The organism is Streptomyces sp. NPDC088124 (genome assembly GCF_040685895.1).
Taxonomy (GTDB): domain Bacteria; phylum Actinomycetota; class Actinomycetes; order Streptomycetales; family Streptomycetaceae; genus Streptomyces.
Genome location: NZ_JBFBJB010000073.1, coordinates 24,056 through 42,876, shown reverse-complemented (window position 1 = coordinate 42,876; position 18,821 = coordinate 24,056). Strand labels below are relative to the sequence as shown.

17 protein-coding genes and 1 pseudogene are annotated in these 18,821 nt (G+C 72.6%); 9 read left to right on the top strand and 9 right to left on the bottom strand.

The window, feature by feature from the left end; genetic code table 11:
- Positions 1-594: 594 nt before the first annotated feature.
- On the bottom strand, positions 595-1,968 hold the full coding sequence (locus tag AB0P17_RS38060; RefSeq protein ID WP_365818690.1) for a multidrug effflux MFS transporter: 1,374 nt from the start codon (positions 1,966-1,968) through the stop codon (positions 595-597).
- Positions 1,969-2,099: 131 nt separating this feature from the next.
- Between AB0P17_RS38060 and AB0P17_RS38055 the strand changes: the two genes are divergently transcribed.
- Positions 2,100-3,119, top strand: coding sequence for a Gfo/Idh/MocA family oxidoreductase (locus AB0P17_RS38055; protein WP_365818688.1), 1,020 nt, complete (start codon positions 2,100-2,102; stop codon positions 3,117-3,119).
- Positions 3,120-3,194: 75 nt separating this feature from the next.
- Here AB0P17_RS38055 and AB0P17_RS38050 read toward each other — a convergent pair whose 3' ends face one another.
- The gene (locus tag AB0P17_RS38050) at positions 3,195-4,823 is read right to left on the bottom strand and encodes an alkaline phosphatase D family protein (protein ID WP_365818686.1); all 1,629 of its coding nucleotides are present in this window, start codon (positions 4,821-4,823) and stop codon (positions 3,195-3,197) included.
- A gap of 151 nt (positions 4,824-4,974) precedes the next feature.
- Here AB0P17_RS38050 and AB0P17_RS38045 point away from each other — a divergent pair, with 151 nt between their 5' ends.
- On the top strand, positions 4,975-5,817 hold the full coding sequence (locus AB0P17_RS38045) for an SDR family oxidoreductase (protein WP_365818700.1): 843 nt from the start codon (positions 4,975-4,977) through the stop codon (positions 5,815-5,817).
- A gap of 36 nt (positions 5,818-5,853) precedes the next feature.
- Here AB0P17_RS38045 and AB0P17_RS38040 read toward each other — a convergent pair whose 3' ends face one another.
- Positions 5,854-6,648 (bottom strand): methyltransferase, encoded by a 795-nt coding sequence (locus AB0P17_RS38040; protein WP_365818684.1) that lies wholly within the window; start codon positions 6,646-6,648, stop codon positions 5,854-5,856.
- Between the two features lie 377 nt (positions 6,649-7,025).
- On the opposite strand from AB0P17_RS38040, the gene AB0P17_RS38035 reads away from it, so the two are divergent.
- The 3 genes from AB0P17_RS38035 (at position 7,026) to AB0P17_RS38025 (ending at position 9,865) form a co-directional block, all read left to right on the top strand.
- The gene (locus tag AB0P17_RS38035; RefSeq protein WP_365818698.1) at positions 7,026-8,201 is read left to right on the top strand and encodes a sensor histidine kinase; all 1,176 of its coding nucleotides are present in this window, start codon (positions 7,026-7,028) and stop codon (positions 8,199-8,201) included.
- Positions 8,198-8,884, top strand: a complete 687-nt coding sequence (locus tag AB0P17_RS38030) for a response regulator transcription factor (protein ID WP_365818682.1) — start codon at positions 8,198-8,200, stop codon at positions 8,882-8,884. The genes AB0P17_RS38035 and AB0P17_RS38030 overlap by 4 nt, the downstream gene beginning before the upstream one ends.
- A gap of 69 nt (positions 8,885-8,953) precedes the next feature.
- Entirely contained in the window at positions 8,954-9,865 is a 912-nt protein-coding gene (locus AB0P17_RS38025) for a PhzF family phenazine biosynthesis isomerase (protein WP_365818680.1), read from the top strand.
- Positions 9,866-9,895: 30 nt separating this feature from the next.
- Here the strand turns inward: AB0P17_RS38025 and AB0P17_RS38020 are convergent, their stop codons facing one another.
- Positions 9,896-10,906, bottom strand: coding sequence for an aldo/keto reductase (locus tag AB0P17_RS38020; protein WP_365818678.1), 1,011 nt, complete (start codon positions 10,904-10,906; stop codon positions 9,896-9,898).
- 107 nt (positions 10,907-11,013) lie between these two features.
- Between AB0P17_RS38020 and AB0P17_RS38015 the strand changes: the two genes are divergently transcribed.
- From AB0P17_RS38015 to AB0P17_RS38005, 3 genes are all read left to right on the top strand, one after another.
- Positions 11,014-11,802, top strand: coding sequence for a Clp protease N-terminal domain-containing protein (locus AB0P17_RS38015; RefSeq protein WP_365818676.1), 789 nt, complete (start codon positions 11,014-11,016; stop codon positions 11,800-11,802).
- A gap of 325 nt (positions 11,803-12,127) precedes the next feature.
- Complete coding sequence (locus AB0P17_RS38010) at positions 12,128-13,921, top strand: rhamnogalacturonan lyase (RefSeq protein WP_365818696.1); 1,794 nt, start codon at positions 12,128-12,130, stop codon at positions 13,919-13,921.
- Positions 13,922-13,991: 70 nt separating this feature from the next.
- Entirely contained in the window at positions 13,992-14,816 is an 825-nt protein-coding gene (locus AB0P17_RS38005; RefSeq protein ID WP_365818674.1) for a pectate lyase, read from the top strand.
- 15 nt (positions 14,817-14,831) lie between these two features.
- Here the strand turns inward: AB0P17_RS38005 and AB0P17_RS38000 are convergent, their stop codons facing one another.
- From AB0P17_RS38000 to AB0P17_RS37985, 4 genes and pseudogenes are all read right to left on the bottom strand, one after another.
- Positions 14,832-15,305: a hypothetical protein gene (locus tag AB0P17_RS38000; protein WP_365818672.1), complete on the bottom strand. Its 474-nt coding sequence runs from the start codon at positions 15,303-15,305 to the stop codon at positions 14,832-14,834.
- Between the two features lie 148 nt (positions 15,306-15,453).
- Positions 15,454-15,687 (bottom strand): annotated as a pseudogene (locus tag AB0P17_RS37995) (oxidoreductase C-terminal domain-containing protein); the annotation flags it as partial.
- 642 nt (positions 15,688-16,329) lie between these two features.
- On the bottom strand, positions 16,330-16,980 hold the full coding sequence (locus AB0P17_RS37990) for a response regulator transcription factor (protein ID WP_365818694.1): 651 nt from the start codon (positions 16,978-16,980) through the stop codon (positions 16,330-16,332).
- Positions 16,981-17,099: 119 nt separating this feature from the next.
- Positions 17,100-17,609, bottom strand: coding sequence for a MarR family transcriptional regulator (locus AB0P17_RS37985; protein WP_365818670.1), 510 nt, complete (start codon positions 17,607-17,609; stop codon positions 17,100-17,102).
- 91 nt (positions 17,610-17,700) lie between these two features.
- On the opposite strand from AB0P17_RS37985, the gene AB0P17_RS37980 reads away from it, so the two are divergent.
- Positions 17,701-18,468, top strand: coding sequence for an SDR family NAD(P)-dependent oxidoreductase (locus AB0P17_RS37980; protein WP_365818668.1), 768 nt, complete (start codon positions 17,701-17,703; stop codon positions 18,466-18,468).
- Between the two features lie 133 nt (positions 18,469-18,601).
- On the opposite strand, the gene AB0P17_RS37975 is transcribed toward AB0P17_RS37980, so the two are convergent.
- Complete coding sequence (locus AB0P17_RS37975; protein WP_365818666.1) at positions 18,602-18,802, bottom strand: ferredoxin; 201 nt, start codon at positions 18,800-18,802, stop codon at positions 18,602-18,604.
- Positions 18,803-18,821 lie beyond the last annotated feature (19 nt).

Genomic DNA, 18,821 nt, shown 5'->3' with positions numbered 1-18,821 from the left:
CGCAGTCAGGGCCTGGCTCGACCCCTGGACCACCCTCCAACGCTGCTGGCGAGCCTGGACCAACGCACCCCCGCCACCCGAACTCCAAGCCCTGATCAACGCCGTCGGCGCAGGCCACCCACTTGATCTCTACCGCCCGCAGTCAACAAACCACCGCTGGGACAGGAGGGCGGGCACTCCGGCGCGGGTCAGCCAATGCGCCACTCTGCGGGGGTGTCCTGCGGTGGCGAGAGCCGAGTGGAAGTGCTGCCGTTGTGTGGGAACCGTTGTGCCCTGTCCACCGAGAGCTTCGGCCCGTTGCTTCGTGGCGAAGCAACGGACGCACAACTGCTCGCGGAAGATCCTTTCGCTCGTGCCGCAGCACTGGCATGCGTAGGTGAGATCGACTCCGGCGCAGGGTCCGCAGATGCTGGCCCCTGCTTCGGTGGAACCGATGAGTCGAGAAGCCGACGGCGGACGCGCTCGCCGCTCACCTGCACGGCGGGTTGTCCGGCCGCCCCGCCTGAGGGGCCGGGGCCGGTCGGTCGAGCCGCCGACCGGCCCACCCGGCCACCGGAACGGGTCCAAGGAACCGGCCCCGGTGCGGGTGAATCCTCAGGCGACGGGCAGGTCCGCCGGACGCTGGTGGCGCCACGGCCGTACGAGCCCCACGAACGCGGCCAGCGCACCCGCCGCGCACACCAGTTGGACGACGGCCATCGGAACGGCCGTCTCCTCTCCCGCGATCCCCACCAGCGGCGAGGCGACGGCCCCGATCAGGAAGGACGCCGTACCGATGAGGGCGGACGCGGAGCCCGCCGCGTGCGGGGTGCGCATCAGCGCGGAGGCGTTGGTGTTGGGCATCGCCAGGCCCATCGCGGACATCAGGACGAACAGCCCCGCCGCGACCGGGAAGAGACCCACGTCCCCGAAGACCCCGGCGGTCATCAGCAGCAGCGCCAGCGCGGCGCCCACGATGACGAGCAGGCCGACGCCGAGCACCCGGTCCAGGGAGACCCGGCCGACCAGCACCTTGCCGTTGAGCTGGCCGACGGCGATCAGGCCGATGGAGTTGACGCCGAAGAGCAGGCTGAAGGTCTGCGGCGAAGCGCCGTAGATCTCCTGCACGACGAACGGCGAGGCGGCGACGTACGCGAAGAGCGCGGCGAAGGCGAGCCCGCCCGCGAGCATGTAGCCGGTGAAGATCCGGTCGGCGAGCAGGCCCCGCATGGTGCGCAGCGCGTGGCCGACGCCGCCGCTGTGCCGCTGCTCCGGCGGGAGCGTCTCGTGCAGCCACTTCCAGACGACGAGGGTGAGGAGGACGCCGACCACGGTGAGGACGACGAAGATGCCGCGCCAGTCGGTGAGGCGCATCACCTGGCCGCCGATCACGGGGGCGATGACCGGGGCGACGCCGGAGATCAGCATGAGCGTGGAGAAGAAGCGGGCCATCTCCATGCCGTCGTACAGGTCGCGCACGACGGCGCGGGCGATCACGATGCCCGCCGCGCCCGCCAGTCCCTGGAGCAGCCGGAAGCCGACGAGGAGTTCCACGGTGGGCGCGAAGGCGCAGATCGCGGTGGCGACGACGTAGACGACCATGCCGGTCAGCAGCGGTCCGCGCCGCCCCCACTTGTCGCTCATCGGGCCGACGACGATCTGGCCGAGCGCCATGCCGGCGAGGCAGGCGGTCAGGGTGAGCTGGGCGGTCGCTGCGGTCGTGCCCAGGGAGCGGGTGACCTCCGGCAGGGCCGGGAGGTACATGTCCATGGAGAGCGGCGGCAGCGCGGTGAGTCCGCCGAGGACGAGGGTGACGAGCAGCCCGGCACGGCGCGCGGCGACCACCGCCCCCGGTGCGAGTGCCTCGGTGCGGGTATCGGTGCGGGTATCGGTGCGGGTCCCGCTGGGTGCCGAGCGGCGCTGCTCGGGTCGTATGTGTTCGGTACGTCCTTCAGTGGTGCGGCCGCCGTCCGGCATCCATCTCTCCATGTCGTTGAATTACCTGTCTATGCTCTCAGCTCAGCCGGAGTGGTCGGGAACCATTAAGTGGTCGGGAACCATTGAGTCGGGACCCATGAAGCGAGTCGGGACCCATGAAGCAGGCGGCGAGTGAGGCGACGATGACAGCAGGGAAGATTCCGGACGGCCGTGCGGTGCGCTGGGGTGTGCTGGCGACGGGCGGTATCGCGGCGCGGTTCACCTCCGACGTACAGGAGCTGGCGGACGCGGAGATCGTCGCGGTGGCCTCGCGGCGCGAGGCGTCGGCGAAGGAGTTCGCGGGCCGGTTCGGCATCCCGCGCGCGTACGGCGACTGGGCGGCGCTCGTCGCCGACGAGGACGTGGACGTCGTGTACGTCGCGACACCGCACTCGGCGCACCGGGCCGCGGCCGGGCTCGCGCTGGCGGCGGGCAAGCCGGTGCTGTGCGAGAAGGCGTTCACGCTCAACGCCCGGGAGGCCGGGGAGCTGGTGTCCCTCGCCCGCGAGCGCGGCGTCTTCCTGATGGAGGCGATGTGGACGTACTGCAACCCGGTCGTCCTGCGGCTGGCGGAGCTGGTGCGGGACGGGGCGATCGGTGAGATCCGTACCGTCCAGGCGGACTTCGGTATCCAGGGCCCCTTCCCGGCCGGCCACCGGCTGCGGGACCCGGCGCTCGGCGGGGGCGCCGTGCTCGACCTCGGCGTCTATCCGGTCTCCTTCGCGCACCTCCTGCTGGGCGAGCCCGACCGCGTACAGGCCGATGCCCTGCTCTCGCCCGAGGGCGTCGACCTGAACACCGGCATGCTGCTGGGCTGGGAGTCCGGGGCGACGGCGCTGCTGTCGTGCTCGATCGAGGGGCGGACCCCGGCGACCGCCACGGTGACGGGCACCACGGGCCGGATCGACCTGCCGTCCGGCTTCTTCCACGCGGACCGGTTCGTCCTGCACCGGGACGGCGCGGAGCCCGAGGAGATCACGGCGGGGCCGGCGGCGACGCTGCACGGTCTCCAGTACGAGGCGGCCGAGGTGATGCGCTGCCTGCGCGCGGGCGCGACGGAGTCGCCGCTCGTGCCGCTGGACGGCACGCTCGCGGTGATGCGGACGCTCGACGCGGTACGGGAGCGCGTCGGCGTCCGCTACCCCGTGGACCAGGAGCGGTGACGCCTCCGCGGGAAGGCGCCACGCGCTCGGCCGCTTGACGACAGAGCCTGGACGACAGGGCCTGGACGACAGGGCCTACACGGGGCGCAGGCCCGGACTGCCCGCCTCGGTCACGAAGGACGCCGACGTCGTGACCGGGGCACCGGGCACCGTGACCGCGGCGACGGACCGGAAGTCCGCGCGCGCCTGGCGGGCGCCGAGCGCGACGGTCACGTATCCGCGCCGCCCGTTGTAGAACCTCATGTGCGGGTTGGCCGTCGTCAGCCGCTCCCAGTCGGCGGGCCGGTCCGCGCCGTCCTTGCCGCTGGAGATGGACGTCGCCACGACCTCGGTGCCCAGGGTGCGTGACGCGGGGTCGTCCCAGTCCTTCTTCAGGTCGTAGGCGTAGGCGGTGTGCACATCGCCGGTCAGCACCATGAAGTTGGCGAGCCCGGCCGCCTCGACGCCGTCCAGCAGCCGCTGCCGGGAGGCCGGGTAGCCGTCCCAGGCGTCCATGGAGAGCTTGAAGTCGGCGGTCGTACGGTCGCGGCGCCGCGCGAAGGTCACCTGCTGCGGCACGACGTTCCAGGTGGCGTCCGAGGTGCGCCAGCCGTCGAGCAGCCACCGCTCCTGGGCGGCGCCGGTCATGGTGCGCGCGGGGTCCTCGGACTCCGGTCCCGGTACCCGCCAGCCGTCGCCGTAGGCCTGGTCGGAGCGGTACTGGCGGGTGTCGAGGATGTCGAACTGCGCGAGCCGGCCGAAGTGCAGCCGCCGGTAGAGCCGCATGTCGGGGCCGGTGGGGCGCTGCGGGGCGCGCAGCGGCTGGTTCTCCCAGTAGGCGCGGTACGCGGAGGCGCGGCGCAGCAGGAACTCCTCGGGCGGCACGTCGTTCTCGGGGATGTCGTCCGCGTAGTTGTTCTCGGTCTCGTGGTCGTCCCAGGTGACGACGAAGGGGTGCGCGGCGTGCGCGGCCCGCAGATCGGGGTCGGACTTGTAGAGGCCGTAGCGCAGCCGGTAGTCCTCCAGTGTGACCGTCTCGTGGTTGTAGTGCGCGGGCAGCACGCGGTCGGTGTAGTCGCGGGCGCCGCCCGCGGAGTTGACCGCGTACTCGTAGAGGTAGTCGCCGAGGTGGAAGACGACATCGAGGTCCTCGTCGGCGAGGTGGCGGTAGGCGGTGAAGTAGCCGTCGTGGTACGCCTGGCAGGAGATCGCCGCGAGTTTCAGTTCGCCGGTACGAACGTGGCGGGCGGGCGCGGTGCGGGTGCGGCCGACGGGGCTGAGCCACGTACCGGCGCGGAAGCGGTAGTAGTACACCCGGTCGGGGGCGAGCCCGGGGACGTCGACGCGCACGCTGTGGTCGAACTCGGGGTGGGCGGTGGCCTCTCCGCGCCGGACGGTCCTGCGGAAGGCGGCGTCGTGGGCCAGCTCCCACCGTACGGTCACGCGGGTACGGGGCAGTCCGCTGCCGGGCTCGTACGGGCGGGGCGCGAGCCGGGTCCAGAGCAGCGCGCTGTCCGGGCGGGGATCGCCGGAGGCGACGCCGAGGGTGAAGGGGTCCTCGGTGAGCCGCCGCGCGTCCAGCTCGGCGGCGCCCGCGACGCCCTCGGCGGGAAGCTGGACGGCGAAGGCGAGCGCGGCGGCGGCAGCGGTGCCGGTGAGGAGGCGGCGCCGGCCGATGTGCGCGGCGGCGGCCCGCAGTTCGGGGGTATGTGCGGCAGGTGTCATGTGGCCCTCCCCTGACGGTGGGTGTCCCTGACAGTGCAGTGGGTGACGGAGACCGCCCGTTGTCGGGTGCACAACAAACACATGTCGGGCGGATGAGATCCGCGTGCCGCTGAACGTTGTACCTCACGTACGCTGCGTGGCCATGGACGCCATGCGGAGGACCGACAGCGGGAACGGCGGCAGCGGGAACGGCGGCAGCGGCGGGAGCGGGGGCCGACGGGGCGTGGCCGTCGTGACCGGGGCGGGCTCGGGCATCGGCCGCGCCGTCGCGGTGGCGCTGAGCGGGGCCGGCTGGTCGGTGGTGCTCGCGGGCCGGCGGACGGCGGCGCTGGAGGAGACCGCCGCCGCGGCGCTGGACGCGGGTCCGGAGGGTGGGGCGGCGGGGCCACGGGGCGAGGTGCTGGCCGTACGGACCGACGTGTCCCAACCGGGCGACGTGGACGCGCTGTTCGCGGCGGTGCGCGAGCGGTACGGCCGGCTCGACCTGCTCTTCAACAACGCGGGCACGTTCGGCCCCGGCGGGATCAAGGTGGAGGACCTGCCGCTGTCCGCCTGGCAGAAGGTCGTCGACACCAATCTGACCGGTACGTTCCTCTGCGCGCAGGCGGCGTTCCGGCTGATGAAGGCGCAGGACCCGCAGGGCGGCCGGATCATCAACAACGGCTCGGTCTCGGCGCACGCGCCGCGCCCCGACTCGGTCGCGTACACCGCGACGAAGCACGGCATGACCGGCCTCACCAAGTCGCTGTCGCTGGACGGCCGCCCGTACCGGATCGCCTGCGGGCAGATCGACATCGGCAACGCGGCGACCGACATGACGGAGCGGATGCGGCGGGGCGTGCCGCAGGCCAACGGCGAACTGGCGGTGGAGCCGGTCATGGACGTGACGGATGTGGCGCGGACGGTGCTGCACATGGCGGAGCTGCCGCTGGAGGCGAACGTCCAGTTCGCGACGGTGCTGGCGACGTCGATGCCGTTCGTGGGCCGGGGCTGACGGCTTCCGGGTGAGGCCGTCGGTCCGAGGCGCGGGTCAGGAGGCGCGCCGGGTGCCCGGGCCGTGGGTGACGCGGATCTTGGACTGGCCGTGCGGGAGTTCCTCCCAGTCGGCCATGAAGCGGGCCGACAGGCCGTACTTCTCGGCCAGGGCGATGAGCGTCTCCGTACGGTAGTAGAAGTCCTCCCGCAGCACCTGGTGCTCCGTGCCCTCCGTACGGTCGAAGGTGAAGTCGAACCAGCCGCCGGGGGCGAGCACCCGGCCGACGTTGGCCAGGCACTCCTCGATGACCGGGAGCGGGGAGTGCGAGAAGACGCTGTGCGCGTGCACGACGTCGAACCGGGCGTCGGGCAGGAAGGCCAGCTTCAGGTCGCGGACCGGGGTCAGGGTGGGGAGCCGGTCCTGAAGTCCCCTGTCCACCAGGGTGTTCTGGGCCGCGGCGAGGATGTCGGGCGAGATGTCGATGCCGTAGTAGTGCGCGGGCTCCAGGTGGCTGATGAAGCGCCAGCCCGCCCGCAGATTGCCGCAGCCGATCTCCAGCATCCGGTGCTCGGGGCGGAGCCCGTGGCCGATGAGGTAGTCGAACTGCATCGTCCCCAGGGCCAGCCACCGCTCATGGCTGGCGCTGCCGACCGCCAGGTCCGGGTCGGCGCGGGTGTCGGAGCGCATCACGGCGCGGTAGTACGCGATGTGGTCGGGCCAGCGGTAACGCAGCCAGGTGTCCCTCGCCGCGCGGGCCAGGAAGCGCGGCGCCCGTCCGGGGTGGCGCAGGGCGTAGCCGACACGGTGCCCGAGGGAGGCGCGGTTGACGGTGAGATTCTTGGCAGGCATGTGGATTCCCCTGTGTGCCGGCGCCGCGGCCGGTGCCTCGGCGGGTGCTGGTACCAGCTTCCCCACGGGAACGGGGAGCGGGGTTCGGCGGACCGGCTCCCGTTCGCGGGCGGCGCGGGGGACGTCCGTATCGACCGATCGGTTGATGCGGCGCGGCGGAGCGGACGTGAGGACTGCTGAGGGAGAAGGAGTCGGGCGGGACGATGCGGAGGTCTGCGGTGGTACGACACGGCGAGCCGGAGGGCCGCGCGGGGACCGGTCCCGGTGTACGCGCCGAACGGGACGCGCGGACCGATGACGGCGCACGCGCCGAACGGGACGCGCGGACCGGTGACGGTGTACGAGGCGACCCCGACGGGCGGTGGCTGCCCGTCGTCATGCATGCCGCGTTCTTCCTGCTGCTGGGCTCCTCGCTCGTCCGCCATCTGCTCCTGCACGGCGGCGAGCCGGGGGCCGGCTGGATCGTCGCCCTCTTCGTCGTCTTCGGGGTGCTGTACGCGCTCGGCCGGGTCCTCGCGCCGGCGCCGCGCCCCGGTGCCCGCCCCGCCGTCCGGTACGCGCTCTGGCTGGGGGCGGTGCTGGCGGTCTGGGTCGTCCTCCTCGTCGTCGCGCCGAGCGCCGCGTGGTGCGCCATGCCGCTCTTCTTCACCGGGCTGCACACCCTGCCCACCCGGACGGCGGTGGCGCTGGCGTCCGTACTGACACTGCTGGTGGTGGCCTCCAAACTGCGGTTCGCGGAGGGCGTGTTCGACCCCAACGCGGTGATCGTCCCGCCCGCCGTCGCCGCCGTCGGCACCGCCGTCCTGATCACCCTCCAGCGCCAGGCGGCCCGGCAGCGCGGCCTGATCGAGGACCTGGTCCGCACCCGCCGCGACCTGGCCGCCACCGAGCGGCGCGCGGGGATCCTCGCCGAGCGGCAGCGGCTGTCCACGGAGATCCACGACACCCTCGCGCAGGGCCTGTCCAGTCAGCAGATGATGCTCCAGGCGGCCGACCGGCTCTGGCGGGCCGACCCCGGCGCGGCCCGGGGACATCTGCGGGAGGCGGCCGAGATCGGGGCCCGGGGGCTCACCGAGGCCCGCCGGTTCGTCCAGGACCTGGCCCCCGCCGACCTCGCGGAACGCACCCTCGTCCAGGCGCTGGGCGCGCTCGCCGACCGGGAGAGCGGCCCGGGGTTGCGGGTGGAGCTGCGCGTCGACGGCACCCCGGGGCCGCTGGCCGAGCGGACCGAGGCGGCGCTGCTGCGCATCGCGCAGGGCGCGCTGGCCAATGTGCGCGAGCACGCCGGGGCGACCCGGGCCGCGCTGACCCTGACCTGGCTGGGCGACCAGGTCTCCCTCGACGTCGCCGACGACGGGCGTGGCTTCGACCCGGATGCCGGGCCCGCCCCCGGCGCGGGCTCGGGGCGCGGGCACGGGCTGCCGGCCATGCGGGTCCGGGCCCTCGGCTCGGGTGGCACACTCACCGTCGAGTCCGAACCGGGCGGCGGCACCGTCGTGACCGCCGCCCTGCCTCTCACCATCCCCGACCTCCTCGAAAAGGCCGCCCCATGAGCCCGACCGACGCCGCCCCGCCCGATGCCGCGCCCGCCGACGGCGCCCCGACCGTGCGGCTGCTCCTGTGCGACGACCACGCCGTCGTACGGGCCGGGCTGCGCGCGCTGCTGTCCAGCACCGACGGCATCGAGGTGGTCGGCGAGGCGGGCAGCGGCGAGGAGGCCCTGGCCGTGGCCGCGCGGGTCCGGCCCGATGTCGTCCTGATGGATCTCCAGCTCGGCGACGGCATGGACGGGGTCACGGCCACCCGCCGGCTGGTTTCCGGCGCCGTGCCGGGTGCGGCGGCGCCGCGCGTGCTGGTGCTCACCATGTTCGACACCGACGCCGACATCACCCGCGCCATCGAGGCGGGCGCCACCGGCTATCTGCTCAAGGCGGAGCAGCCGGAGGAGCTGTTCGCCGCGATCCGGGACGCGGCGTCCGGGCGTACGGCGCTGTCGGCGCCGGTCGCCGACCGGGTGCTGGCCCAGATGCGCAGCCCGCGCCCCGCGCTCTCCGGGCGGGAGCGCGACATCCTCCAGCAGTTGGCGCGCGGCCTGGGCAACCGGGACATCGCCCGCGCCCTGTTCATCAGCGAGGCCACGGTGAAGACCCATCTCGGCCGGATCTACGGGAAGTTGGGGGTGGACACCCGGTCGGGCGCGGTGGCGGTCGCCAACGAGCGGCGGCTGCTGTCGTGACGCGGTGACCGGAAGCCGGAGGGTCGGGGAGCCGGAATAGGGTGCCAATCCGTGCGGTTGGGCAGTGGCATGACCACTCACGACGCACCCGCCCCGGAGTCCCCCGCCGTGCTCCGGTACACCGCCTTCTCGACCGACCCCCTGGGCGGAAACCCCGCCGGTGTCGTCCTGGACGCGCGGGGGCTCGACGACGCCGGCATGCTCGCGGTCGCGGCGGAACTGGGGTACAGCGAGACCGCGTTCCTGACCGGTCTTCCGAAGGACGGCGCGGCGGGCGGCGCGGCGGGCGGTGACGGCCGGGTGTTCACCATCCGCTACTTCAGCCCCAAGGCCGAGGTCCCCTTCTGCGGACACGCCACCGTCGCGACCGCCGTCGCCCTCGCCGAGCGGACCGGCCCGGGGGACCTGGTCTTCGAGACCCGCGCCGGTACGGTGCCGGTGACCGTCACCGAGGAGAACGGGACCCTGCGGGCCACGCTCACCAGCGTCGAGCCGGACGTCACCGGCGTGGCGGAGGACGACGTACGGGAGGCCCTGGGCGCCCTCGGCTGGCCGACCGCCGATCTGGACCCGGCCCTGCCGCCCCGTATCGCCTTCGCGGGCGCCCGCCATCTCGTGCTGGCCGCCGCGAGCCGTGCCAGGCTCGCGGATCTCGCGTACGACTTCGACCGGCTCGAAGCGCTGATGCGCCGGCTGGACCTGACCACGGTGCAGCTCGTGTGGCGGGAGTCCGCCGACGTCTTCCACGTCCGCGACCCGTTCCCGGTGGGCGGTGTGGTCGAGGACCCCGCGACCGGCGCCGCCGCGCTGGCGTTCGGGGCGTATCTGCGCGCGCTGGGCGCCGTGGCCGGGAGCGCCGTCCTCACCCTGCACCAGGGCGAGGACATGGGCCGCCCCGGCGTGCTGACCGTGGAGCTGCGGGAGGGTGACCCGCGCGTCCGGGTGAGCGGCGCGGGCGCGCGCATCCCGGACGGCGGCTGACCGGCACCGGCGGCCGACCGGCACCGGCGGCTACCGGGCGAGGAGCGTGGCGATCTCCTTCATCTCGCCCTCGCCGAGCGGCCCGTACCGCAGCGCCCCGGCGTTCTCCTCGGCCTGGGCGACCGAGCGGATGCCCGGGATCGGCACCGTGTGCGGGCTGCGGGCCCAGAGCCAGGCGAGCGCCCCCTGGGCCAGGGTGCGGCCGCCGGACGTGAGGATGTCCCGTACGGCGGCGACCCGCGCCGCCTGCTCCGGTACCGGCAGCCCGCCCTCGCCGAACCAGTGCAGCCACGCGGGCGGTACGGTCCGGATGTCACCGGAGCCGAGCGCCCAGCCGGTGTCCGCGTTCCCCCCTGCACCGGGGTCCCGTGCGAGCAGGCCCATCGCGAGCGGGCTGCGGACCACGCTCGCGATCCCGTGCTCCGCGCACAGCTCCAGCATCTCCGGCGCGTCCTGGAGCACATTGCACCCGTGCTGCACGGCCGCGCAGTGCTCCCCCGGCGCGAACACCGCCGCACGCTCCGGGTCGTCGGTGCTCCAGGCGTACGCGCGGATCAGCCCCTCCCGTACCAACTCCTCGCAGGTTTCGCGGAGTTCGGCGGCGGCGTCGAGCGGCGCGTCGGAGATGTGGAGCTGGTAGAGATCCACGTGATCCGTGCCGAGGCGGCGCAGTGACGCGGTCAGCGCCCGCCGGGCGTGGCCGGGTGTGGCGTCGTGACCGTCGGCGGTGCGGGTCGCCTCGTCGAAGAGGTTGCCCCACTTCGTGGCGATGACGACCTCGTCGCGGTGGCCCCGCAGCGCCCGGCCGAGGATCTTCTCGCTGTGGCCGGTCCCGTACACGTCGGCCGTGTCGAAGAACGTGATCCCGAGGTCGAGCGCCCGGCGGAGCGCGGCGACGGACTCGTCGTCGTCGACGGCGCCCCAGCCGAGCGGGTCCCCGTCGGGCCGCTGCCATTCGCCGCCGATCGCCCAGCACCCGAAGCCGAGTGCGCCGACGGCGATTCCACTGTGTCCCAGGGTCCTGCCCTGCATGGCATCCATGGGCGGCAGATTAGGAGTTGGAGCGCACACGAAGGCAAGGACGACAGCGCGACCGAATCGTCAACCTCGGGTTGACGCTCCCCGATCGTCAACCTAAGGTTGACGACATGGAGAACCCCGAGAACCCCACCCAGAAGCCCGTGCGGATCAACAGCCCCGTCCGCCTCGACGAACTGATCGAAGGCATCAAGAAGGTCCACTCCGACACGCTCGACCAGCTCTCCAGCGCGGTCGTCGCCGCCGATCACCTCGGCGAGGTGGCGGACCACCTCATCGGCCACTTCGTGGACCAGGCCCGGCGCTCCGGCGCCTCCTGGACCGACATCGGCCGCAGCATGGGCGTCACCAAGCAGGCCGCCCAGAAGCGCTTCGTACCGAAGTCCCTCGCCGAGCCGTCGGCCCTCGATCCGAACGAGGGGTTCGGCCGGTTCACCCCGGGCGCGCGGGGCGCCGTGGTCGCGGCGCAGAACGAGGCGCAGGCCGCCGGGAACGACGAGATCCGCACCGCGCACCTCGTGCTCGGGGTGATCAGCCAGCCCGGGACCCTCGGCGCGCGGGCGATCGTCGCCCAGGGCGTGCCGCTCGACACCGTCCGGCAGCACGCGACGGCGGCACTGCCGGCGAAGGCCGCGGCGGTGCCCGCCCTGGTGCCGTTCGACGCGGGGGGCAAGAAGGTGCTGGAGTTGACGTTCCGGGAGGCCCTGCGGCTGGGCCACAACTACATCGGCACCGAGCACATCCTGCTGGCGCTGCTGGAGTTCGAGGACGGTACGGGCGTGCTCCACGACGCGGGCGTCGACAAGGCCGCCTCGGAGGCCGACATCCTCGCGTCGCTCGCGGAGATCACCGCGGGCCTGGGCCGGCAGCCCGGGCAGCCCGGGCAGCCCGAGAAGTAGCCCGCGGGGCGGCGGGACACGCGGGGCGGCGGGAAAGGAAACCGCGGGACCCCGAGGAAACCGCGGATGACCGCGGATGCCCCGGGAACCGCAGGTGAGGAGCGGCCTGCCCGGGGGTCGTCGCACCGCCGGAACTTTCCCCGCCCGAGCCGGCAACCTTTCCCGCACGGGCGGCGACCAGAGAGCACAGGGGCCCCAACCCCCACCCCCTCTGGAGGATTCCGTGCGGTTCAGACCCCCACCCCCGGGCCGTTCCCACCCGCGCGCCCGCGGCCTGCACCTGCTCGGCGTGCTCGCTCCGGCCGGCGCGGTCGTCGCCGCCCTGATGTCCCCCGTGGCGAGCCCCGCGCAGGCCGCCGACGCGCCGCCACAGGCCCAGCTCGCCGCCGCACGCATGGAGCGGCTCGACCGCGGTCCGGTGAGCGTGCACACCGGCAACGACAACCTGGTGAGCTGGCGCTGGCTGGCGACCGACGCCGACAACGTCACGTTCAACCTCTACCGCGGCTCGCTCAAGGTCAACACCGAACCCATCACCACCACGAACTACCTGCACAAGGACGCGCCCAACTCGGCCGACTACACCGTGCGGGCCATCGTGAACGGGACGGAGCAGGCCGCCTCGCCCAGCGCCATCCAGTTCCGGCCGGGCTATCTCGACGTGCCCATCTCGGTGCCGCCGGGCGGCTCCGACTACACGTACGAGGCGAACGACGCCTCCGTCGGCGACCTCGACGGCGACGGCGACCTCGACATCGTCCTGAAGTGGCAGCCCACCAACGCCAAGGACAACTCGCAGTCCGGGGTCACCGGCAACACCATCGTCGACGGCTACACCCTCCAGGGGCAGCGGCTGTGGCGGATCGACCTCGGCCGCAACATCCGCTCCGGCGCGCACTACACGCAGTTCCAGGTCTTCGACTACGACGGCGACGGCAGGGCCGAGGTCGCCATGAAGACCGCCGACGGCACGGTCGACGGCACCGGCAGGGTCATCGGCAGCGCCTCCGCCGACCACCGCAACTCCTCCGGCTACGTCCTGGCCGGACCCGAGTACCTGACCGTGTTCAACGGGCAGACGGGCGCGGTCCGTTCGACCGTCGACTACGTGCCGCCGCGCGGCACCGTCTCCTCGTGGGGCGACTCGTACGGCAACCGCGTGGACCGCTTCCTGGCCGGCACCGCCTATCTGGACGGGGCCACGCCCTCCCTGATCATGGCCCGCGGCTACTACACCCGTACCGTCATCAGCGCCTGGAACTTCACCGGCGGGCAGCTCACCCGCAAGTGGACGTTCGACACCAACAGCTCCACCAACACCGGCAAGGGGTACGACGGCCAGGGCAACCACGCCCTGACCATCGGTGACGTGGACGGCGACGGCCGCGACGAGATCGTCTACGGCTCGATGGCCGTCGACGACAACGGCGCGGGGCTGTGGACGAACAGGAACGGCCACGGCGACGCGGCCCACCTCGGCGACCTCGACCCGTCCCGCCCGGGGCTGGAGTACTTCAAGGTGGACGAGGACGGCTCGAAGCCGTCGTCGTACTTCGCGGACGCCAGGACCGGACAGGTCCTGTGGTCGACCCCGGCCTCCGGCGACAACGGCCGCGGCGTCTCCGGCGACATCTGGGCGGGCAGCCCCGGCGCCGAGTCCTGGTCGTCGGCCGACGGCTCGCTGCGCTCCACGAGCGGCGCCGCCGTGGGCCGCAAGCCGTCCTCGACCAACTTCCTGGCCTGGTGGGACGGCGACCCGGTGCGCGAACTGCTCGACGGGACGCGCATCGACAAGTACGGCACGTCGGGCGACACCCGGCTGCTGACGGCCTCCAACGTGCACTCCAACAACGGTACGAAGGCGACCCCTTCGCTCTCCGGCGACATCCTCGGCGACTGGCGCGAGGAGGTCATCTGGCCCACCGCCGACAACACGGCGCTGCGCATCTACTCCACACCGCACCTGACCGACCGGAAGATCACCACCCTGCTCCACGACCGGACCTACCGGACGGCGCTGGCCTGGCAGAACACGGCGTACAACCAGCCGCCGCACCCCGGTTTCTTCATCGGCAACAACATGCCGACGCCCCCGCGTCCGGTCATCACCACCCCGTGAAACCCACCCCGTGAAACCCACACAAGGACACCCACCCCACTCACACCCCCACTGAAGGAGCCGTCTCACCATGAGTGACCAGCAGCACGGCAAGCAGCTCAGTACCAGGTCCGGTACCAGGAGGCGCCGGTTCGTCGCCGGCGGCCTCGGCGCCGTCGCCCTCACCGTCGGCGCGCTCACCTCCGGACTGACCCTGCCGTCCGCGATGGCCGCCACCTGGCCGTCGGCCAACGGCAGCGAAGGCGTGGGCGCGACCAAGCCGGTCAGCGGCACCGTCGACGGCGGCATGAAGCGCTACTACGGCACCGGCGACCTCGGCAGCGGCGGCCAGAACGAGGACCAGGACCCGCTGTTCCAGCTCGCCGACGGCGCGACGCTGAAGAACGTCATCCTCGGCGCCCCGGCCGCCGACGGCATCCACTGCTCCGGCAGCTGCACGCTGCAGAACGTCTGGTGGGAGGATGTCGGCGAGGACGCGGCGACCTTCCGGGGCACCGGCAAGACGTTCAACGTCGTCGGCGGCGGCGCCCGCAAGGCCGCCGACAAGATCTTCCAGTTCAACGGCGGCGGGACGCTGAACATCTCCAACTTCGCGGGGCAGGACTTCAAGACGTTCGTCCGCTCCTGCGGGAACTGCTCCTCCCAGTACAAGCGCACGATCAACGTCACCAACACGGAGATCACCGCGCCCGGCGGGGTCATCGGCGGGATCAACACCAACTACGGTGACTCGCTGACCCTGCGCGGCATCACCATCGTCGGGGACAGCAGCAAGAAGATCGTGCCGTGCCAGAAGTACATCGGCAACAACACGGGCGCCGAGCCCTCGAAGAACGGCACGGGCCCGGACAGCACCTACTGCAAGTACTCCGCGTCGGACCTCACGTACCGGTAGCCCCGGGGCGGCACCTCAGGGTCCGTAGACGTCTTCTCCGGTGCTGGTTCCGGTACCCGAACCGTTACCGGTGCCGGAGGAGGCGTACCCCTTGCCCTCCTCGACCGTGCCGCCGAGCTCGCCCTGGACGGCCTCCAGGTTCGGCCCCTTGTTCGTGCCGATCGCCCACCGGTTGCCGACCAGGTACCAACCGCCGTACATCTTCGCGTAGTCGACCCAGTCACGCTGGTTCTGTTCCGTGGTGAAGGTGATGAGCGTGTACGGGAGCTCGCCCTTCTTGCAGACCCCTTGGCGGTAGTCCTGCACCTTCATCCTGATCTGGGCCTCACAGCCGACGGCCTCGGCGAGCTGCTCCACCGTGGCCGGTTTCGCGGCCTTCACCGGCTCGACGGAGGGCGCGGCGGAGGCTGCGCGCCGCTCCGGCTCCGCCGAGTCCTTGTCCGTGTCGCCGCCCCCGCACCCGGCGAGGAACAGCACCCCCACGGCCATCAGCCCCGCCGTCGCAGAACGGGGTCCCGGGCGTCGCGGCCTGTGCCGCCGGTGTGCGAGAAGGCGTATCACGCCCCCGTATACGTACGCGGCGGCTCGTGTGTTCAACGGCGGCGCGACGCGTTCCCCGCCGCCGTGCCGGACCGTGTCACGCGGCTCCGTCGATGGCCTCCCGCCAGGTCGCGCGGGTCGCGACGGCCTGCCGCCAGGGGCGGATCGCCTTCGGCGGCATCCCGACCGCGAGGGCCCCGGCGAGGCGGTCGCCGGTGCGGTAGGCGACCACGCAGCGGCGTTCGCCGAGGTCGCCCGCGACGACGGCGATCTCCTCGTGACCGCGCAGATGACCGAACGCCTGGATCTTCATGTCGTACTGGTCCGACCACCTCGTCGGCCTCGACGACGCCGCCGTCGGCGAGCCGGGCGCCGTCGCCCGTCACCTCGGTGACAGTCACGCCGGTGACACGGATCCTGTCCGTGGTCCGCACCGGGCGGGCGGAGTCCCTCACGACCTGGCCATATGGGTGTGGCCGGAGGCGACGGGGAGGCCCTGGACCATCTCGCTGGTGGAACAGGGGCCCCGCACGCCGACACCACACCCGGCGTCCCAAGTCGCATCACCGACGCTACTCCGTCGCCCCTGCGACGCCCCTACGACGCCCCTACGACGCCCCTACGACGCCGCAAGCCAATCCCACGATCAACACTCAAACGAGCTAATACGTCCTTATACCCGTCCGTCGGCGAACAGTTGCCACCCCTCCCGGCGCAGCGTCTCGACGGCGGCGAGTCCGGCCGCCGAGCCGCCGACGACCACGATCCGCGTGCTCTGTGTCATGTCTCCGTCTCGGTCTCTGTCCTCGGTGGGCAGGGGTCGCTCCGCACGGAGCGGAGGGGTGGGTCTCCATGGAAGCGGAACGGGCTGACGCCTTCCGGTCGGTTACCTGACAAGAAGCTGACATGAGGCAGGTCACAGGCGGGGCGCGTGCGGCGCGGGGCCGGACCGGGCCGCCCCCGGGCGTGGGCGTCAGTGGCCCAGCCAGTAGCCGAAGCCCTTACGGGTGTGGATCAGGGGCGGGCCCTCCTGGTCGACCTTGCGTCGCAGCCGGGAGACCAGCTTCTCGATCGCGTTGTCGGCGCGGCCCTCGCCCCACACATGCCGGCAGATCTGCTCCTTCGAGAGGACCTGTTCCGCGTGGACGAGCAGGTGGCGCAGGAGCCGGTACTCGGCGGGGGTGAGGTCGAGCGTGCGCCGGCCGCGCCGGGCCCGGCAGGTGGCGTCGTCCAGGGTGAGGTCGTCGTAGCGCGGCGTCCCGGTCCGCCCCTCGGCGCTCCGGGTGCGCAGCAGCGTCTCGGCCCGGGCGAGGACCTCGGCGATGCGGAACGGTTTGGTCACGTAGTCGGCGCTGCCCGTGACGAGTCCGGAGGCCAGGGATTCGAGGGAGTCCAGGGCGGCGAGGAAGAGCAGCGGCGGGCGGTCCGCGACGGGGAGCCGGGGGAATTTGGCGAAGCGCTTCATCCCGGGCATGGTCATGTCGAGGACGACCAGATCGGCCGGCTGCTCCACGAGCCGCGACACCGCCTCCCGCGCGGTGCTCGCCGTTCCGGTCCGGTAGCCCGCGAGTCCCATGGTGGTGGTGAGCAGTTCCACGGTTGCGGGATCGTCCCCGACGATCAGGACCCGCCGCCCGTTCCCCCTGGTCGGATAGGGTTTCTCACCGAGGTTCGGATACTCGGATACCCGGACGGACCGTTCGTATAAGGCTCGTGGGCCACGGCGGGGCACCTCCCGGGCGCTCACGCGGTGCCCGGGGACCCGGCGTCGTCGTCCTCGACGGAATGGCTGAGGAAGTTGTCGACCATCCGGTGGAAGAGGGTGGCGAGCTGGTGGAGGTCCTGCGGCGACCAGTCCCCCAGGGCCATCTCCATGCCCCGGCGGCTCGCGTCGCGGATCCGGTCGATGGCGTCCCGGCCGACCGGCGTGAGCTGGACGCGCTGCGCCCGGCGGTCGTCGGGGTCCGGGACGCGCGTCACGTAACCGGACTTCTGCAGCTGCTGCACCTGGCGGGTGATGTGCGACGCCTCGACGCCGAGGCGGACCGCCAGTTCGCCGGGGCGCAGGGCGTCGGAGTCGGCCATCGCCCGCAGGATGGCGACGGCGGCCCGGTCCAGCGAGACACCGGCCAGCGCCATGAGGCGCTCGTGCTGACGGACCCGGTTGGTCAGGTACGAGATGTGGGTGAGGGCCCGCTCGATCTCGATGATGTCGGGGGAGACGGGGACGGCGGTGTGCGGCGGTGTGGGCATGTGCACCACTTTATCATCTGCTTGCTTGACTCAAGTAACTCAAACGTGCTTGCCTGACGCGACGAACCCGGACCACAGGGAAAGCAGGCACATGATGAGCAGCACCGGCCTCGAAGGACGCAGTGTCGTCGTCACCGGCGCGGGATCGGGGATCGGCCGCGCCGCGGCCCTCCACTTCGCCCGGGAGGGCGCCCGGGTCCTGGTCGCCGACCTGAACCAGGAGGGCGCCGACGGCACCGTCGCCGCGATAGCGGAGGCGGGCGGCACGGCCCGCGCGGTCGTCGGCGACCTGAGCGACCGGGCCGTGGCGGAGCAGGTCGTCGCCGCGGCCGTGGAGAGCTTCGGCGGGCTGGACGTCCTGGTGAACAACGCGGGTGTCATGGACCGCATGTCGGCGCTCGGCGAGACCGACGACGCCGAGTGGGAGCGGGTCATCGGGATCAATCTGACGGCGCCGTTCGTCCTGACCCGCGCCGCCCTGCCGCACCTGCTGGCGACGGGCAACGGCGCGATCGTCTTCACCGCGTCGGAGGCCGCTCTGCGCGGCAGCGCGGCCGGCGCCGCGTACACCGCGGCCAAGCACGGCGTGGTCGGGCTGACGAAGTCGCTCGCCGTGATGTACCGGACGCGGGGGGTCCGTACCAACGCGATCGCGCCCGGCGGCACCGCGACCCACATCCAGGTCGACGCCAGGCCCGACGCCGAGGGTCCCGCCGCGCTCGGCCCCTACCTCGGTCTCGTGGGCAAGGTGTCCGAGCCCGAGGAGCAGGCCGCGGCGATCGTCTTCCTCGCCTCGGACGCGGCGAGCAACATCAACGGCGCGGTGCTGCCGGTGGACAACGGCTGGTCGGCCGTCTGAGCCAGGGGCTTTCCCGCCGGAAGCCACCGGGGCGGAGACGTTCCGCGTCGAACGTCTCCGCCCCTGGCCTCTCCGCGCGCGGAGACCGCGCGTGGTCTCCCCGGCTCAGCCTCCCCTGCTCAGTCTTCCCGGCTCACTCGTCCTCGGTCACCGAGATCGCGGCGGCCGGGCAGACGGTGGCGGCCTCCCGGACGGTCGGCCACAGCTTCTCGTCCGGGGCGGGGTCGAGGAGCACCACGATCCCGTCCTCGTCCCGCTGGTCGAAGACCGCGGGCTCCAGCAGTACGCAGGTGCCGGCGCCGCAGCACTTGTCCTGGTCGACGGTCACTTTCACGGTCGTGCCTCCCTTGTTC

Bases quoted from the DNA above. Each gene is read 5' to 3' on its own strand.
- AB0P17_RS38060 (WP_365818690.1), bottom strand. From the start codon at position 1,968: ATGGAGAGATGGATGCCGGACGGCGGCCGCACCACTGAAGGACGTACC.
- AB0P17_RS38055 (WP_365818688.1), top strand. From the start codon at position 2,100: ATGACAGCAGGGAAGATTCCGGACGGCCGTGCGGTGCGCTGGGGTGTG.
- AB0P17_RS38050 (WP_365818686.1), bottom strand. From the start codon at position 4,823: ATGACACCTGCCGCACATACCCCCGAACTGCGGGCCGCCGCCGCGCAC.
- AB0P17_RS38045 (WP_365818700.1), top strand. From the start codon at position 4,975: ATGCGGAGGACCGACAGCGGGAACGGCGGCAGCGGGAACGGCGGCAGC.
- AB0P17_RS38040 (WP_365818684.1), bottom strand. From the start codon at position 6,648: ATGCCTGCCAAGAATCTCACCGTCAACCGCGCCTCCCTCGGGCACCGT.
- AB0P17_RS38035 (WP_365818698.1), top strand. From the start codon at position 7,026: ATGCATGCCGCGTTCTTCCTGCTGCTGGGCTCCTCGCTCGTCCGCCAT.
- AB0P17_RS38030 (WP_365818682.1), top strand. From the start codon at position 8,198: ATGAGCCCGACCGACGCCGCCCCGCCCGATGCCGCGCCCGCCGACGGC.
- AB0P17_RS38025 (WP_365818680.1), top strand. From the start codon at position 8,954: ATGACCACTCACGACGCACCCGCCCCGGAGTCCCCCGCCGTGCTCCGG.
- AB0P17_RS38020 (WP_365818678.1), bottom strand. From the start codon at position 10,906: ATGGATGCCATGCAGGGCAGGACCCTGGGACACAGTGGAATCGCCGTC.
- AB0P17_RS38015 (WP_365818676.1), top strand. From the start codon at position 11,014: ATGGAGAACCCCGAGAACCCCACCCAGAAGCCCGTGCGGATCAACAGC.
- AB0P17_RS38010 (WP_365818696.1), top strand. From the start codon at position 12,128: ATGTCCCCCGTGGCGAGCCCCGCGCAGGCCGCCGACGCGCCGCCACAG.
- AB0P17_RS38005 (WP_365818674.1), top strand. From the start codon at position 13,992: ATGAGTGACCAGCAGCACGGCAAGCAGCTCAGTACCAGGTCCGGTACC.
- AB0P17_RS38000 (WP_365818672.1), bottom strand. From the start codon at position 15,305: ATGGCCGTGGGGGTGCTGTTCCTCGCCGGGTGCGGGGGCGGCGACACG.
- AB0P17_RS37985 (WP_365818670.1), bottom strand. From the start codon at position 17,609: ATGCCCACACCGCCGCACACCGCCGTCCCCGTCTCCCCCGACATCATC.
- AB0P17_RS37980 (WP_365818668.1), top strand. From the start codon at position 17,701: ATGATGAGCAGCACCGGCCTCGAAGGACGCAGTGTCGTCGTCACCGGC.